Annotated in this window: 15 protein-coding genes; 13 read left to right on the top strand and 2 right to left on the bottom strand. The window is 57.1% G+C overall.

What is annotated here, in order from left to right:
• Positions 1-311 precede the first annotated feature (311 nt).
• The 4 genes from OZX67_RS07110 (at position 312) to OZX67_RS07095 (ending at position 5,227) form a co-directional block, all read left to right on the top strand.
• The gene (locus OZX67_RS07110) at positions 312-1,550 is read left to right on the top strand and encodes a DivIVA domain-containing protein (RefSeq protein ID WP_277142048.1); all 1,239 of its coding nucleotides are present in this window, start codon (positions 312-314) and stop codon (positions 1,548-1,550) included.
• A 273-nt stretch (positions 1,551-1,823) separates the two neighbouring features.
• Positions 1,824-3,461: an alpha/beta hydrolase gene (locus tag OZX67_RS07105; RefSeq protein ID WP_277145021.1), complete on the top strand. Its 1,638-nt coding sequence runs from the start codon at positions 1,824-1,826 to the stop codon at positions 3,459-3,461.
• 240 nt (positions 3,462-3,701) lie between these two features.
• Positions 3,702-4,424 carry a DNA repair protein RecO gene (gene recO / locus OZX67_RS07100; protein WP_277142046.1) on the top strand — a complete coding sequence of 241 codons (723 nt, stop codon included), beginning with the start codon at positions 3,702-3,704 and terminating at the stop codon, positions 4,422-4,424.
• Between the two features lie 2 nt (positions 4,425-4,426).
• Positions 4,427-5,227: an isoprenyl transferase gene (locus OZX67_RS07095; RefSeq protein ID WP_277142045.1), complete on the top strand. Its 801-nt coding sequence runs from the start codon at positions 4,427-4,429 to the stop codon at positions 5,225-5,227.
• Positions 5,228-5,426: 199 nt separating this feature from the next.
• On the opposite strand, the gene OZX67_RS07090 is transcribed toward OZX67_RS07095, so the two are convergent.
• Both OZX67_RS07090 and OZX67_RS07085 read right to left on the bottom strand, forming a co-directional pair.
• Complete coding sequence (locus tag OZX67_RS07090; RefSeq protein ID WP_277142042.1) at positions 5,427-6,476, bottom strand: LacI family DNA-binding transcriptional regulator; 1,050 nt, start codon at positions 6,474-6,476, stop codon at positions 5,427-5,429.
• Positions 6,477-6,561: 85 nt separating this feature from the next.
• Positions 6,562-6,939 carry a thiamine-binding protein gene (locus OZX67_RS07085; RefSeq protein ID WP_277142040.1) on the bottom strand — a complete coding sequence of 126 codons (378 nt, stop codon included), beginning with the start codon at positions 6,937-6,939 and terminating at the stop codon, positions 6,562-6,564.
• Between the two features lie 153 nt (positions 6,940-7,092).
• Here OZX67_RS07085 and OZX67_RS07080 point away from each other — a divergent pair, with 153 nt between their 5' ends.
• The 9 genes from OZX67_RS07080 (at position 7,093) to OZX67_RS07040 (ending at position 16,239) form a co-directional block, all read left to right on the top strand.
• Positions 7,093-8,613 (top strand): glycine--tRNA ligase, encoded by a 1,521-nt coding sequence (locus tag OZX67_RS07080; RefSeq protein ID WP_277142038.1) that lies wholly within the window; start codon positions 7,093-7,095, stop codon positions 8,611-8,613.
• A gap of 602 nt (positions 8,614-9,215) precedes the next feature.
• The gene (gene dusB / locus OZX67_RS07075; protein WP_277142036.1) at positions 9,216-10,529 is read left to right on the top strand and encodes a tRNA dihydrouridine synthase DusB; all 1,314 of its coding nucleotides are present in this window, start codon (positions 9,216-9,218) and stop codon (positions 10,527-10,529) included.
• Positions 10,530-10,982: 453 nt separating this feature from the next.
• Entirely contained in the window at positions 10,983-12,176 is a 1,194-nt protein-coding gene (gene ftsZ / locus OZX67_RS07070) for a cell division protein FtsZ (protein ID WP_277145019.1), read from the top strand.
• 21 nt (positions 12,177-12,197) lie between these two features.
• Positions 12,198-12,686: a cell division protein SepF gene (locus OZX67_RS07065; protein ID WP_277142034.1), complete on the top strand. Its 489-nt coding sequence runs from the start codon at positions 12,198-12,200 to the stop codon at positions 12,684-12,686.
• A gap of 6 nt (positions 12,687-12,692) precedes the next feature.
• Complete coding sequence (locus OZX67_RS07060) at positions 12,693-12,971, top strand: YggT family protein (protein ID WP_277142032.1); 279 nt, start codon at positions 12,693-12,695, stop codon at positions 12,969-12,971.
• Positions 12,972-13,020: 49 nt separating this feature from the next.
• The gene (locus OZX67_RS07055) at positions 13,021-13,347 is read left to right on the top strand and encodes a DivIVA domain-containing protein (RefSeq protein ID WP_277142031.1); all 327 of its coding nucleotides are present in this window, start codon (positions 13,021-13,023) and stop codon (positions 13,345-13,347) included.
• A gap of 120 nt (positions 13,348-13,467) precedes the next feature.
• Positions 13,468-14,736, top strand: a complete 1,269-nt coding sequence (locus OZX67_RS07050) for a DivIVA domain-containing protein (protein ID WP_277142029.1) — start codon at positions 13,468-13,470, stop codon at positions 14,734-14,736.
• A 13-nt stretch (positions 14,737-14,749) separates the two neighbouring features.
• The gene (locus OZX67_RS07045; RefSeq protein ID WP_277142027.1) at positions 14,750-15,322 is read left to right on the top strand and encodes a signal peptidase II; all 573 of its coding nucleotides are present in this window, start codon (positions 14,750-14,752) and stop codon (positions 15,320-15,322) included.
• Positions 15,319-16,239: an RluA family pseudouridine synthase gene (locus OZX67_RS07040; protein WP_277142025.1), complete on the top strand. Its 921-nt coding sequence runs from the start codon at positions 15,319-15,321 to the stop codon at positions 16,237-16,239. The genes OZX67_RS07045 and OZX67_RS07040 overlap by 4 nt, the downstream gene beginning before the upstream one ends.
• The last annotated feature ends 263 nt before the right edge of the window (positions 16,240-16,502 follow it).

Here is a 16,502-nt window from a genome sequence, read left to right as displayed (position 1 = left end):
GTGTATCGTAAGAATGTTTTTACTACCGGGCTCCGAGCTTTTCGACGCTTCGTCCGGCTTGATTTCAGGTAGGCATTCAGCGCGTTCTTTGCCGTCTCCGATACTTTGCAGGCATAACAGTTGTCATGCGAACGGATTGTGTGAAGCGGTCCTTTTGAATTTTTTCGGAAGTTGTATTGTCTAAATTCGTCAAGTAGTATTAGTGTATGCTTAGGCACTGTTTGCGATTTTTACGTGAAGGCAATCGTATTGCGTCGTAACGACCACGTATACTGGCACAGATGCATAGATCACCTCAGGAGGCAGAACTGATGGCTGAAGAGTCGGAGAACAACCAAAGCTCGACGGGAATAGAATATGCGGGGAAGCGTAAGTGGGGTTATGACGTTGATCAGGTGGATGATTTCCTTCAGCGGGCCCATGAAATGTATGACAGGAATGATGGCGAGCTGACGCAGCAGGATATTCAGAGCGCTGCATTCACCTTCACCAAAGGCGGCTATGTCATAGCCGAGGTCGACGCCGCGCTGGCACGCCTTGAGCACGCCGTGGTGGACAAGGAGACGGCCCGTCAGATTGCCGGCAACGGCAACGTCGCATGGCAGGCTCGTACCCAACAGCTTTATAGCATGATAAGCGCTCATGCCAAGCGCAGCCACAAGGATCGTTTCATCCGTGGTGAGAAGAAGCGTCCTTCCTATGATGTCAAGCAGGTCGATCGCTTGATCGATCAGATCATCACCAAGTCCGCCGATGATTTGGGCGTGAGGTCAATGAGCAGTGATGAGGCCAAGGATTTGGCCGATCTTAACTCAAGCACCGTGGCCAATGTCATCTTCACCCAGCGCAAGGGCAGCCGTGGCTATGACGAGCGTCAGGTCGACTACTATCTTGATGCGTGCGTCCAGCTTCTGAGCCGTGTCGAGTCTTATGCGCGTATCAGCGACTACAACCAAAAGAATGCCGTTGCCGCAGCCGCACAGTCGGCGGGTATGTCTGCTGCGCCAGTGGCCGTTCCGGTCGTTGCCCAATCGCAGCCTGATTCCGGCGTCAACAACGCGTCTGTCAACCCGCTCATCGGAGACAACACCACGGCCCCGTTCGTTGATCCGACGATTCCATCTCAATCGCCTGCTCCGGTCTATCAGCCAGAGCCTGCGCAGACTTCGCAGACCGCCGCTTCTTCCTCGACGTTTGACTTCAACGCCGCTGTTCCCGATACCTCCTCTCCGGTAATCCCGAATTTGCCTAATGGTGTAGGGGCGCAAAATAATACGCCGAATACCGCTGCGCCTTCGCAGGATAACGCGGCCGGCTCCGATGCCAGTTCCTCGTTGGCCGCTTTGGCAAACATGGCGAATGCCTCCGGGAGCGCTTCAAACACTGCCGAGACGGCGGCTTTCAATCCTGCGGTGCCGACGATCAACACTCCGGTGCAGAATAACGCAGGCAGCGGCGCCACCGGTGCCGGTTCTGAAGACGGAATTCCCAATATCGCATTCCCGGATTTCGGTACTCCTAAAAGCGACGATCAGAAGACCGGTGAGTGACGCTTCCACCAGAAGCGTACGCTGTGCCATGGTTCGTTTAATATAAGCACTGTGTCAAAACAACTGTCCAACCAAGCCAAGGCATCCGGAGCTCAAAGCCAGAACGCCGACAATGAGGTTGCTCAGTCCCATATGTCTCAAGGGTTTCCCGGTGGCAGCACCCATGGCAGCGGTGATAGCAATCTCAATGGTTCTTCCGTAGATATTCGGGATTCTGCCGATAAATCTGCGGGCGGCAAACCCAACACTTCGTGGGGGCTTGGCCGCCGTCTTCTGGTGACCATCCCGATTTTCATTGTGCTTTTGGGCATTCTGGTCACGGTTTCCAACCTCACCAGCGTGCCTTGGAAGAGGGAGCCGACAGGCCAATCCGTCTCCACACTTTCGCCGAACACCGCCGTTACGTTTGACAATCCGCAAGGCGTGCCGTTGGCGCACCGTGACAGTTTCAAGGTTTCCTCGCGTACGGTCAAGCTGGACATCAAACGGCCTGCCACCGGCGAAATACAGCATATCGACGTTTTGATTCGAGCGCCCAAAGACCCCGCAGGTGCGAATGCAAAGCACCCCGGTGTGGTCTTCATGCATGGCGCCGGTTATGGCACCGCGGAAAACAGCTTCGGCGACGCAGCCGAAGACCTTTCGTCCGCAGGCTTTGTGACGGCCGTTTTGGATAAACCGGTCTGGTCGACCAACGACATGACCCGTGACTATCCGGGAAGCGCGAAGGCTTACGATCAAGTCGTCCAATACCTACGCACGCAACGCAACGTCGACCCGGACAAGGTCGGCCTTTACGCGACTTCCGAAAGCACCTGGATTTCGCCCTACGTCATCAAATACGACAAGCGCATCGCCTTCCAGCTCCTCCTGAGCCCGATGGTCTACGGCCCGCGCCAGTCCCTGGGATTCTTCGTCGGGCAGGACTTCTCGCTGGTCGGGGCGAACAACGGCTACCAGTCCATCGTCCGCAGGCTTTTCCATGCCGATACCGACATGATGGGACTTCACAATCTTGATTTTCCGATGGATCTGCCGCAGGCTTACGCCGTGCCGACCATGGTGGTCTATGGTTCCAAGGACGTCCTGACCGCGCAGGTCGAAGGGCTTGAGCATATCCTCTATTCCGCCCACCGTGCAGGCAATCAGGATGTGACGGTGCGCAGCTATTCCGTGGCGAACCACGTTCTGCGGCTCGGCGACGAGGCTGACACCGGCACGCCGTTCGCCGACGATTACATCAATGACGTCATCTCCTGGGCCGTCGGCACCACTTCCGGCCTCAAACAGACCAGCGAGCTGGTCGCCGGAACGACCATTCGTCAATCCATTGCGGTGCCGCTGGAACTCAAGGCGAGTCGAAACCTCACCATCTACGGAACCATCGTCAACGTCGGCATGGTGGTACTGCTTCTTGCGGCGCTGCTGATGGCATTGATCGGCTGCGCGCTCAAGGCGTTCCGTCTGATTCGCGGCAATCACAACAAAGTGTTCGGCTTCATGCGCGGATTCGGCGGTGAGCTTTTGGCTGTTACGATTACGACGCTTGCTACGTTCGTGCTTTTCGGCGCCGGCCTGGGGCAGGTCATCATGGCCGTGGTCAAGCTCGGCTGGGGCGGGGCTCCCACGGAGAACCCCGGTATGATGTATTGGAGCTGGCCGGTCATTCAGGTGGTTTCGATTCTTGTGGTGTGGGCGTGGGCCCGCATTCTTGCCCGTTGCATCGAGGTCGCACAGGTGCGTGGACTGGCGCAGATTCCACCGCGAAAAGGCGCGATTTGGGACGTGGTCAGCGGTCGCGAGCCGGTTTTCGCTTCGAAGCGTTTCGGCCGTGTCTTCTTCTGGCTGGTTGCCGCCGCGATGTTCAGCGTCCTGCTTTTCTTCGCCTTCTGGGGCCTGTTCATTTTCTGAAACACGGTTTGTCACGCCGCTTGTACCATGTTATTGCTGATTATCCTGCGAGTAACCGGTCAATATTGCGAGAAAACGTTTGTTTTGAAGTACGAAAACATACGAAAACTAGCGGGATTGACCGGTTAGTGGCGCTACGATCGGATTGTGTGGCCTGTCAGGCGATGCTCTAGCTTAAGGCATAGCGACGAGTGGTGACCGTAGTATATATCTGTTATCACATTGAGGGAGGTGATTTCGGTGGCGTTGTATCGTGACGAAGGCGTGGTCTTGAAAACCGTCAAACTCGGCGAGGCCGACCGGATCATCACCCTCATGACCAAGCAACATGGCAAGGTGCGTGCCGTGGCCAAAGGCGTGCGGCGCACCAAATCGCGCTTCGGAGGCAGGCTGGAACCGTTCATGCGCGACGACCTGCTCATCGCCGAGGGCCGCTCACTCGACGTCGTCTCGCAGGCCGCTTCCATTTCTTCCTATGCCGCCCGGATCTGCGTGGATTACGACGCCTACACCGCCGCCAACGTCATCGCCGAAACCACCGACAAGCTCGTCTCCACCGAACACGAGCCAGCAAGGAGCCAATATATGTTGCTGATCTCCGCATTGGCTGCCCTTGCTCGTGCTCAACATCCGTCCGAGGCCATCAGCGACTCCTACGTCATGCGTGCGCTTTCTCAAGCCGGTTGGACCCCGCGGCTTTCCTCGTGCGCGGTGTGCGGTAAACGTGACGACCTCGATTACTTTTCCGTGGCTTCCGGCGGCATCCTCTGCTCCACCGACCATACCCCGGACTCCCGGCGCATCGACCTCGATGGCCGCGAGCAGATGGAGGCGCTTGTCGAGGGTGACTGGAATGTACTCGACCATGCGCCGTTGAAGGCCGAGATACGACGATTTGTTGAAGAATGGGGTGAATATTACCTCGAACGTCCCATTCGTTCGCTGAAGTTGCTAGATTCGTAAGTATGGCATTTGAACATGTGGACTACACTTCGCTTGACGTCCCGGCGGCGCCGTTCTCCGACCCCTCGATCATCCCGGCGTTCCCGAAAAACAAGGTTCCTCGTCACGTCGGCGTGATTATGGACGGCAACGGGCGCTGGGCCCAGCAGCGCGGCCTGACACGCACCCACGGCCACCAGGCGGCCGAACCGGTCGTCTTCGACACGATCGCCGGTGCCATCGAAGCCGGGGTGCGCTACCTGAGCCTATATACCTTCTCCACGGAAAACTGGAAGCGCAGCCCGCAGGAGGTCCGTTTTCTGATGGGCTTTTCGCGCGATATCATCCATCGCCGCGTCGCCCAGATGGACGAGTGGGGCGTGCGCGTGCGTTGGTCCGGCCGTCGCCCGAAGCTGTGGAAGTCCGTCATCGACGAGCTTGAGGTCGCCATGGAGCGCACCAAGCACAATTCCACAATCGACGTGGTCTTCTGCATCAACTACGGCGGTCGTTCCGAAATCGCCGATGCGGCTGCGGCCATCGCCCAGGAAGTTCGCGACGGCAAGATCAGCGGCGATCGCGTCACCGAAAAAATGATTTCCGAGCACCTCTATAATCCCGACATCCCCGATTGCGATCTGGTCATCCGCACTTCAGGCGAGCAGCGCACCTCGAACTTCCTGCCGTGGGAAGCGGCCTACGCGGAGCTCGATTTCGCGCCGGAGCTGTTCCCGGACTACGGGCGTGAGGCCCTGTGGCGCTCCATCGACCACTACGTCCACCGCGACCGTCGTTTCGGTGGGGTAAAGACCACGGCGAAGTGACGCTTTGGGCAGGTAGACAAGACTAAAACCGCTGTGTAATACTTTAGGCAAGTGACGAAAAAGAATAACGGCTCTTCCGCAATATTTCGGAAGAGCCGTTACTTGTTTGCCGCTTATCGATTATCCGTTAATGATTATCGACTTGACCGGCTATAAACGTCAGTCGCATAAACCAACGTGAGCTAACGATATTGATGTATTAATTCTCGCCGACGACCGATTGGTTCTCGATGATCTGGCAATGAATGCAAGCCGGAATGGCCGAATTGATCGGCGGCAGGTCGATGAGATTCTTGGGGAACGGATTCTCGCCCAACGAACGTTTCTCGATCAGGGAGACCAGCTTGCAGACCGCCCAATAGCCCATTTCGTAATATGGCATGGCGACCGTGGTCAACTTGGGGGAGAAGGTGTCGGCAATGTTGCTGTCGTTGCCCACGCCGATAACCGAGAGGTCCTTGCCGACCGTCAGACCACGGCGTGCCGCGCATTCGTAGATGTACCAGGCGCGCGCGTCGTCGTAGCAGAAGAAGGCGTCGGGCTTCACTTCGTCGAAAAGCGAGGAGACCATGCCCAGTGCATCCCCATCTTGGGAGACGTTGACGACCAGATTCTTGTCGAACGGCATTTTCGCTTCCTTGAACGCCTTGCGATAGCCCTCAAGCCTCGTGGCCTGCGCGATGGTGGGTGCGGAATTGCCGATATAGGCGATTTTCTTGGCGCCGGAATCAATCAGCCTCTTGGTGGCGTCATAGCCGATGGCGAATTCGTCGGGCTCGACGATGGGGAAGCGGTTGTCGACGGTGTTGGTGGAAATCAGCACCAGCGGCGAATGGACGAGGTCTTCGGGAACCTCAGTGACCTGGCTGGAAGGCTTGGAATAAAGGAAACCGTCCATGCCGTAACGTTGCAAGACGGAAATCTGGTCCGCCTGGCTGGCCGAACCATCCGTGTCGACGAACAGGATGATGTAGCCGTAATGACTGGCCGCATCCTGCGCGCCCTGCAAGGTCTGCGCGGTGTAAGGAATGTCGTAGATTTCGTCGGCGATGAATCCCAAGATCCCGGTTTTGCTGGTACGCAGGCTGCGTGCCATCGGGTTGGGCTTGTAGCCAAGCTCGTCGGCAATCTCCCGCACCTTTGCGGCTATCTGTGTTTTTACGCGTCCGGCATCTCGATTGTTAAGAACCAAGGAGACAGTGGAGATTGATACTCCGGCCTTTTCCGCGACGTCTTTCATTGTCATCATGTTTTTAATCTATACCCATTTACGGACTAAATAAATACATTTCCTACTATTTAAACTATCTGTCTATTTCGTTGGAAATCGGCGTTTATTTCGTTTGACCCAGAATCTCGTCAACAAGTTGTTGCTTTTCTTTGATTTGACCGGAAAAACCGGGACGTATGTCAAGTTTAAGTGTGACTTCGGTTCGAAATCCTTGACTTGCCAGCACCATCGTCGCGTCACTTACGGTTTTAAGTACGTCGTCAAGATTTCCCTCAATATTGGTGAACATCGCGTTGGTCTCGTTGGGTAGGCCGGATTCGCGGATGACATTGACGGATTGCGCGACGTATTCGCTCAGCTCCGAGCCCGTGCCGCTCGGCGCGATGGCTACGGCGGCGACGGTGTTGATATAGGGCTTGCCGGTTTTCGGGTCGGTCGGTACGGTTTGCTTGACTGCGTTGCGGTCGATGTTTTCGTTCATATTGGTCTCCTTGATTGTCGTCTGTATGCTACCTTCCAGGCTTGGCATTGCCCGCCGCCGTGTTTGCGCCGTGTGTCAGGCTGTGTCGATAAAGTGGGCACACAAGTAAATGTCGTGAAATGGCTGATTAAAGCCGAAAACGGAAGGTGTGTCGTGGCTCAATCCAAACTAGATGAAGTCGTATCGCTGGCCAAGCGTCGTGGTTTCGTGTTTCCTGCGGGGGAGATTTACGGCGGCACACGTTCCGCGTGGGATTACGGCCCGCTCGGCGTCGCGCTCAAAGACAATATCAAGCACGAATGGTGGCGCTCGATGGTGGTCACCCGCGGCGACGTGGTCGGCGTCGACACCTCCATCATTCTTCCTTCCGCAGTCTGGGAGGCCTCCGGGCACGTCAAGGTCTTCAATGACCCGCTGATCGAATGCCTCAACTGCCACAAGCGCCAGCGCGCCGACAAGCTTGAGGAGTCCTACGCCGAAAAGCACGGCGACAAGATGCCGGAAGACGGCCTCAAGTCGATTGTCTGCCCCGACTGCGGCACCCGCGGCCAGTGGACGGAACCGCGCGATTTCAACATGATGCTGCGTACGCACTTGGGACCTGTGGACGACGAGAATTCGCTGCATTATCTGCGCCCGGAGACCGCACAGGGCATCTTCGTGGACTTCAAGAACGTCATGACCTCTTCACGAAGCAAGCCGCCGTTCGGCATCGCCAACATGGGCAAGTCCTTCCGCAACGAGATCACCCCCGGCAACTTCATCTTCCGCACCCGCGAGTTCGAACAGATGGAGATGGAGTTCTTCGTTGAGCCCGGCACCGATGAGGAATGGCACCAGTACTGGATTGACACCCGCACCCGCTGGTACACCGACTTGGGGATCAACCCGGAGAACCTGCGCCATTACGAGCATCCCAAGGAGAAGCTCGCGCATTATTCCAAGCGCACCGTAGACATCGAATACAAGTTCGGTTTCAAGGGCTCCGACTGGGGCGAGCTCGAAGGCGTGGCCAACCGCACCGATTTCGATCTCTCCGCGCATCAGGAGCATTCCGGCGAGGACCTGGCCTTCTTCGACCAGGCCAGTGGCAAGAAGTACATCCCCTACGTCATCGAGCCGGCCGCGGGCCTGACCCGTTCGCTCATGGCCTTCCTGGTGGATGCCTACGCCGTCGATGAGGCGCCGAACACCAAGGGCGGCGTCGACCGCCGTACCGTGCTGCGTCTCGACCCGCGTCTCTCCCCGGTCAAGGCCGCCGTCTTCCCGCTGAGCAAGAAGGCGCCGCTGCAGGGCATCGCCCACGATCTGGCCGCCGAACTGCGTCAGCACGATTGGATGATCGACTATGACGAGGCCGGAGCCATCGGCCGCCGCTACCGTCGCCAGGACGAAATCGGCACGCCGCTTTGCATCACGGTCGACTTCGACACCGCCGACGACCACGCCGTCACCATTCGCGAACGCGACTCGATGAAGCAGGAACGCGTCGACCTCGACAACGTGGTCCGCTATGTCGCCGACCGCATCGGCGAGAAGCGTGTGCGCTATCCCGAAGGACCGGCCTCCATCGTCGGCACCACCGCAGCCGATGGCGCCGTAGACTTCGCCAAGGAGTCCGGAATTGATGAGTCCGCTCCAGTCAAGGTAGCCGAAGCCGGAGGACTTTACTGAGTCGCTCTGAAAACTAGTTAATAAAAAACTCTGCACAAGCTTTAACTGGCGTTGCTGGGTGTCGGGATATACAATGTCTAGACACCCTCCAGGCCGGTAGGCCAAGCTTTATGTCTAGCCATCGCATATCCCGACGCCCAGCACTCAACGGAATCCAATTGTTTTTGCTTCGACTCAAATAACCCATGTAGGTTATTAAGGGCCGATTCTCCAGAGATTCAGAACTTGTTGAGTGCTTGGGCTGGGATATGCGATGTCAGACCGTAAAGACTTGGCCGCGGAATCGTAGATTTCGCTTTTGCGCTCGAGAATCGCGCTCATTTCGCCTACAGAAAGTCCACAGGACTTTCTGCTTAACGGCTCAGCCCGGAGCGTGTCATACATTGCATATCCGACCCTAGACGCGTCGACCCAAGTATTATTGCCTTGACGACTTTGGAGTTAGATAAATAATAAGGTTGAGTGGTGGGGCGGGGATATGCGATGCTTGACCGTAAAGACTTGGCCTGAGCGGCCCGGAGCGTGTCAAGCATTGTATATCCCCGCCCCACCGCGTCAGTTAGATGCCGCTTTGATAAGCAGTGATTGAGAATAGGTGATACGTGAAAGACTTTAAGGAATGGCTGAAGCGAGTCGATTATTCGGAGGCTCGGCAGCGGTTTGATGATGGCTGGGACGAAGTGCTTAAGGGGTTGCCCGGGCTCAACCCAAGCGAAACCAGTGCACAGGACGGCGAATATGAGGCGGCAGACGACGGCAAGCCGTTGCCGAAGATCGCTCCGGTCGATCTCGGGCCGCTGCATATCGAGACCCCGGTCGTGCTCTCTCCGATGGCGGGCGTCACCAACTGGCCGTTCCGTTCGATCTGCCGCGCCTACGGCCCCGACGGGCTTTATGTCGCAGAGATGATCACCGCGCGTGCGCTCGTTGCCCGCAATCCCAAGGCATTCAGGCTTTGCCGCTTCGCACCCACGGAGACGATTCGCTCGCTGCAGCTCTATGGCGTCGACCCCAACATCACCGCGCAGGCCGCGCAGATGGTGGTCGCCGGCAAGATGGCCGATCACGTCGATCTCAACTTCGGCTGCCCGGTTCCCAAGGTCACCCGTCGCGGCGGCGGTTCCGCGCTGCCATGGAAAACCGACCTGTTCCGCGAACTCATCCATCGCGTGGTCGAGGTGTGCAGCGACGCCAATATCCCCGTAACCGCGAAAATCCGCGTCGGCATCGACACCGACCACACCACGTTCCTTGATGCCGCTCGCATCGCCGAGGACGAGGGGTGCGCGGCGGTCACGCTCCACGCTCGCACCACCGCCGAATACTATGGCGGCCATTCCGACTGGAGCCGCATCGCCGAGCTGGTTCAGGCTGTCGATATCCCGGTGTTCGGCAACGGCGACATCTGGGGTGCCGAGGACGCGCTGGAAATGGTGCGTGAGACCGGTTGCGCCGGCGTAGCTATTGGCCGTGGTTGCCAGGGCAGGCCGTGGATTTTCTCCGACATCAAGCACGCCTTCGCCGGTTCCAGCGAACGTTTCAGCCCGACTTTGGGCGGCGTCTTCCAGATCATTATGGCTCACGGTCAGCTGTTGCTGCGTTTCTACGACGGCGACGAAACGATGGCCGTGCACGATCTGCGCAAGCACATCGCTTGGTATCTCAAGGGCTTCCCTGTAGGAGGTAATACACGTCGTGAGTTCATGGAATCCGAAACGTTGGATGATGTCAGAAAAGTAATGGACAAACTCGACCCGACCGTCACTTATCCGCAGCGCGTCGCCGACAAGCCCCGCGGCCGTGTTCGCTACGCGAAAAAGGTTCACGTCCCTTACGGCTGGTTCGATTCGCGTACTACGACCCACGAAGAACGCGAGCAGCTTTTCGGCGACGACCCGATGGATGCCAGCTACTGATTCGCTCTTTTCTTTCCTGAATTCGTTCTGATTGCCGTCTGCTTTCCGACTTTTTGCGTGGTTGGCCTTCACCTTTTACGGAGTGCTGTTGATTATTCCTCATAAAAATGGGTAATAAGGAATGATTAGGCATGTTGAGTGGTGAGATCGGGATATGCGATGATCGACCGTAAAGACTTGGCCTTTGCAAAATCAAAGATTTTGCCTTCGCTCTCAATACATCGCGCTCACTTCGCCTACAGAAAGTCCATTGGACTTTCTGCCTCACGGCTCAGCCCGGAGTGTGTCGAGCATTGTATATTCCGACCCCACCACGTCAGTTAGATATATTCTGATGTCTATAAAAATTATAAAATTTCAAAAAATATGCGGTACACCCCGGGAAATAGTCTTAATTTAGGCGTGTCCTGCGATAGAGTAATAGGCATAACCGTGAAGTGACAGGAGACTATGGTGAGCGAGATTGCCCAGAATGACAATTTCAACGATAAAACGAGCATCAAGGTGGTCGGTGTCGGTGGTGCCGGTGGTAACGCCGTCAATCGCATGATTGCCGAAGGCTTGCAGAACGTTGAATTTGTAGCGATTAATACCGATGCGAAAGATCTGCTCCGCAGCGACGCGGACGTGAAGATTTCCCTGAGTGATCATTCCAGCCGCGGGCTGGGAGCCGGGGCCGACCCTGAAAAGGGCGCCAAGGCCGCGCAGGATCACCAGTCGGATATCGAAGAGGCGCTTAAGGGCGCCGATATGGTTTTCGTCACCTGTGGCGAGGGTGGTGGCACCGGCACCGGTGCGAGCCCCATCGTCGCGCGTGCGGCGCACCAGCAGGGTGCGCTGACCATCGCGGTGGTCACCCGTCCGTTCGCCTTCGAAGGCCCGCAGCGTGCCGCTTCGGCGAAACTGGGTATCGAGAACCTGCGCAAGGAAGTCGATGCGCTCATCGTCATCCCCAACGACCGTCTCCTTGAGCTTTCCGACAAGACCATCGGCATCGTCGACGCTTTCAAGACCGCGGATACCGCACTTCTCGCCGGCGTGCAGGGCATCACCGACCTGATCACGATGAACTCCTACATCCATGTCGACTTCTCGGACGTCACCGCCATCCTGCGCGGTGCGGGCACGGCCCTCTTCGGAATCGGTTCGGCACGTGGCGAGGACCGCGCCACCCAGGCCGCCGAAATCGCCATCAGCTCGCCGTTGCTCGAAGAGAGCATCGAGGGCGCCCACGGTGCGCTCATCAACATCGCCGGCCCCACCGACCTGAAGCTGCAGGAAGCCAGCGACGCCACCGAGTTGGTGCGCAAGGCGATTCACCCCGAAGCGCAGATCATCTGGGGTCTTGCTCTGGACGACGCTTACGGCGACGAGGTTCGCGTCACCGTCATCGCGGCGGGCTTCGATGCCGAAGGCAAGAAGGATGCCGAGAACCTCGACGATGTTTCAAAGTCCACATCGCGCAACTTGGATGAGCCTGCAGTGCAGACCTATGCTGAACCCGAGACCCCTCTGGTGCGTCACGTGCCCGATCTGGACACCCCTACCGTCTCGCACACCCCGGAGACCGAGTCCTACGATGATCCCGACGAATCGTCTTCGCCCGATGATCCCGGCGATCTCGATATCCCCGATTTCCTGCGCTAAAGAGAAGACGAAAGGATTTTTATGGCTGGATACATGAAAAAGGCGATGTCTTATCTGGGTATGTCTGATGTCGTCGATGATGATGACGAGGACATGCAGGAAACTGAAGATGCTACGTCCACGGATTTCGATTCGGACAGCACGGTGACCCCGATTACCCCGCAAACGTCTTCGGCTGCCCAAACCCAGGACACCCCTTCAACCTCACGCGCCGCCAAGCCCTTCCCGGCAGGTCGCATCAATCGCATCACCACCATTCATCCCAAGACCTACGACGAGGCGCAGAAGGTCGGCCGTGCCATCCGCGACGGTATCCCGGTAGTCTTGAACCTGACCGGTGTCTCCGAAGCCGTCGCCTATCGCATCGTCGATTTTTCCGCCGGGGTGGTCTTTGGTGTCCGCGGTTCGCTCGAACGCGTCACGCCCAGGGTCTTCCTGCTGAGCCCTGCCCAGGTCAACATCAAGGTGGACCAGTCCGCGTCCGATGAATCCGAAGATGGCCTGTTCTGAGGTTTTATGCTCTTCACCATCCTTTACCTGATCAAATGGCTTATCGGCATTTATTCCACGGTGCTCTTTATCAGGGTGCTGATCGACTGGGCCTTCGTGTTGATCCCTCGTTGGCGCCCAGGCCGTGTGATTGGCTCGATCATCAATGTCTTCTATGTGCTCACCGATCCTCCGCTGCGTTGGTTGCGCCGGTTCATTCCGGTTATCCGAATGGGCAATGGGGGATTGGACGTCACGCCGATGGTGCTGTGGTTCATTCTGGCAGTCGTGGATTTCATCATTTAGGTTTTGGATTTTTCAGAGTTCCTGCTCTCGTATGAAGAAAGGCCGTATCATGGCGTTACTGACTGCACAACAAGTAAGCGATAAGGCGTTCCAAACCGTACGCTTCAAAGAAGGTTATGACGTCGAAGAGGTTGATGATTTCCTCGATCAGGTTGCCCAGACCCTGACCGCGCAGCAACAGCGGATTGCGTATCTTGAGGGCCAGCTTGGTGCAGGTTCCTCTTTCGGTGTCGCGAACCCAGGCATGCCAGCCGGCAATCAGGGCTTCGTGCCGGATAGTTCATCGTCATCATCTTATTCTTCGTCGGAGGATATGGGGGACGCAGCGGGCGATGACCGGTTCTCGTCTTCGCAACAGGTTTCGTGGGAACAATAAACGTATAGTAAGCATCCTGTACAGGATTCCCGAGAACTTCGGGTACACTGCTTGGTGTAAGGTTTGTTTAAGAGTCAAAAAATTCAGAGGCATTATGCCCAAAGTGAGGTGTAAAAGTTTATGGCACTGTTAACGCCGAAAGATATCAGGGAACATGCCTTCCAAACCGTACGTTTTAAAGAAGGGTACGATGTCGAAGAGGTCGATGACTTCCTCGATCAGGTCACCGAGACCGTTGAAGCTCTCGGCAAGCAGGCTATGGCAAACGGCAACGGCCAGTCGACGCAGTCGCTGGGTCCGGATGTCAGCAAGCTCAATTCGAAGATTTCCGACCTGACCAGCCAGGTTCAGACGCTGAGCCGCGAAAACCAGACACTGAAGACGGCGGCAAGCCAGCAGCAGAGCACCACCGATCAGTCCGCAAGCGTGGATGCCTCCAAGCTCGCCGAGGCCGAGGAAAGCAACAGGGCACTGGCCGAGCAGAACAAGCAGCTCAAAGATCAGGTCGACCGTCTGAATGCCCAGATTGATCAGCTCACCGCCCAGGCCGCTCAGGCCGCAGGCAAGAAAGACATCGACAACCAGCTTGTCGCCGTCCAGCACGAGCGTGACGAATTCCGCAGCGGCAACGAGAAGCTTTCCCGTGAGCTTGAGCAGGCCAAGAAGCAGCTTTCCGGTGCCAGCCAGCAAGCCAAGCAGCTGCAGGATCTTTCACGCCAGCTTGAGGAATCCAAGCAGCGTGAGAACCAGTTGCGTGCTCAGGTCTCGAAGATCGAGCCGAACACCGAGACCGGCAGCCTGCAGAAGATCGCGGGAGCCGCTGCTGAAGCCAACAGCGAGCCCGAGCGCGCGACCGCCATGTTGACGCTCGCCATGCAGTTGCACGATCAGTACGTGGACAAGGGCAAGGCGAAGGCGAAGGAAATTACCGACGCCAGCCAGACCAAGTATCAGGAACTGGTCAACAAGGCCAACGACTATTCCACCCGCACCCGCAGCGAATCCGACGAGTATGCCAAGCAGACTCGTAGCAAGGCGGAGGATTATTCGAAGCAGACACGCTCGGAAGCCGATGCGTACGCGCAGAAGACCCGTACCGATGCCGATAACTACTCCTCGCAGAAGCACACTTCGGCCGATACCTACGAATCCGAGGTTCAGCGTCGCGCCGCCGAGTACGATCAGAAGACCCGTTCCGCGGCCGAGACCTATGCCCAGCAGGTGCGCGACAACCTTGCATCGCAGTCCAAGGTCATCGAGGCCAATATCCAGAGCCTCAAGCAGTTCGAGACCGAATACCGTACCCGCCTGACCGAGTTCCTGGGTCAGCTTGTCTCCCAGGTCAGCGATACGAACACGTACAACAAGATGGAAGAATCCAAGAACTGATTCGGTCATCGATATGAAGAATGTATCACCTAAACGGCCGCGCCATCGTGTGGCCGTTTTCGTTATCGTGGCGCTGGTGGCGCTGCTGCTCGACCGGCTTACCAAGGTGTGGGCGCAGGCCGCGCTGGGCGACGGCAAGACCGTCATCGTCATCCCGAAGCTGCTTGGTTTGACGTTGGTGCACAATCCCGGAGCGTCGCTGGGGATGGGTTCATCCGTCACCTGGCTGATTTCCTGCCTGGCATTCGTGGCCTGCGTGGCGTTGATTTATCTGGCCTTTACCACGGCTTCGCTTTGGTGGACGGGGGCGCTGACGTTGGCGTTCGCTGGAGCTTTCGGCAACCTTATCGACCGTGTCATTTTCGCCCACGGGTTCCTCAATGGCTCTGTGGTGGATTTTCTGAACTATGGCTGGTCCGTCGGCAACGTGGCCGATATCGAACTGGGGATAGCCGCGGTACTTGTTATCATTCTGCTGTTGGCCAGTGTGCCGTTCAGCGCAAAAGATGCCAAAGACAGCAAAGACATTCAAGATACTAAAGAACCTGTAGGCAGTGTCGAGAATAGGGGAGCAGACGGCCGATGAGTCGACTGGTACCTGCCCCCGATGCCTTGATCGGCAAGCGATTCGACGTCGCCGTAGCGAAGATGCTCGGTGTCTCGCGTTCCAAGGCCGTTGAACTTATCGAAGCCGGAGAAGTATCTGTATTACAGCACCATATTTCGAAATCCGGGACACTCGCCAGCGGCGATACCGTTCAATTCGATATCGTCGAACCTGACCCCGAACCGGAACCGTTGGCGGAAGACATGGCCGTTGTCTACGAGGATGACGATATCGTCGTGGTCGACAAGCCGGTCGGTGTCGCCGCGCACGCCTCAGCCGGGTGGACGGGTCCGACGGTTTTGGGCAGCCTTTTGGCTCGGGGAGTCCATATCACGTCCATGGGCGCCCCCGGCAGGCAGGGCATCGTCAGCAGACTTGACGTCGGCACCAGCGGGCTTATGCTGGTATGCAAATCCGACCTGGCCTACCGCGAAATGCGCCGCCAATTCGCAAATCACGAAGTGACCAAGATTTATCACGCTTTGGTGCAAGGCAATCTGACACACGACAAAGCGACCATCGAGGCGCCGATCGGACGAGCAAAAGTCTCCGATTTCCGTTTCACCGTCACCCCTCTTGGCAAAAAGGCGATCACTCACTGGGATGTGCTGGAACGTTTCAGCGAGGCGACGCTCGTCAGTGTCAATCTTGAAACCGGCCGTACCCACCAGATCCGTGTTCATTTTTCGTCCATCGGCCACCCGTTGGTAGGCGATCCCATGTATGGTGCTAACCCGGTGTTTGCGCAACACCTGGGGCTGACCCGCCAATGGTTGCACGCGATGCGCTTGGAATTCAAGCATCCCCGCACCCACGTCCACACTGTAGTAGAGTCCCGCTATCCCGCCGATTTGCAGCATGCGCTCGACACGGTAAGGGCATCTCACAGCGAGTAAATAGCCTTGATAACCAGATGGCGGCCGGTGGGTCGGACATACCTTATTTGGGACGCTCCTTGGCCGCTCGGCCGTGTCTTACGCCCGAACAAGGCATGTCCGACCCGCCAGCCTCAACCAAATTAATCTTATTAAACTGTTGAAAAGTGATTTTTAAACGTAACGTAGCTGTCGGGGGAGATATGCGTTGTTCGGGCGTAGGCTTGGCCGAACGGCCTTGAGTGTCCCGAACAATGTATATCTCCCCCGACAGCGGTACCAAA

Origin of the sequence: Bifidobacterium sp. ESL0728 (assembly GCF_029392015.1) — a bacterium.
Taxonomy (GTDB): domain Bacteria; phylum Actinomycetota; class Actinomycetes; order Actinomycetales; family Bifidobacteriaceae; genus Bifidobacterium.
This window is presented reverse-complemented; position numbering and strand designations above follow the sequence as displayed.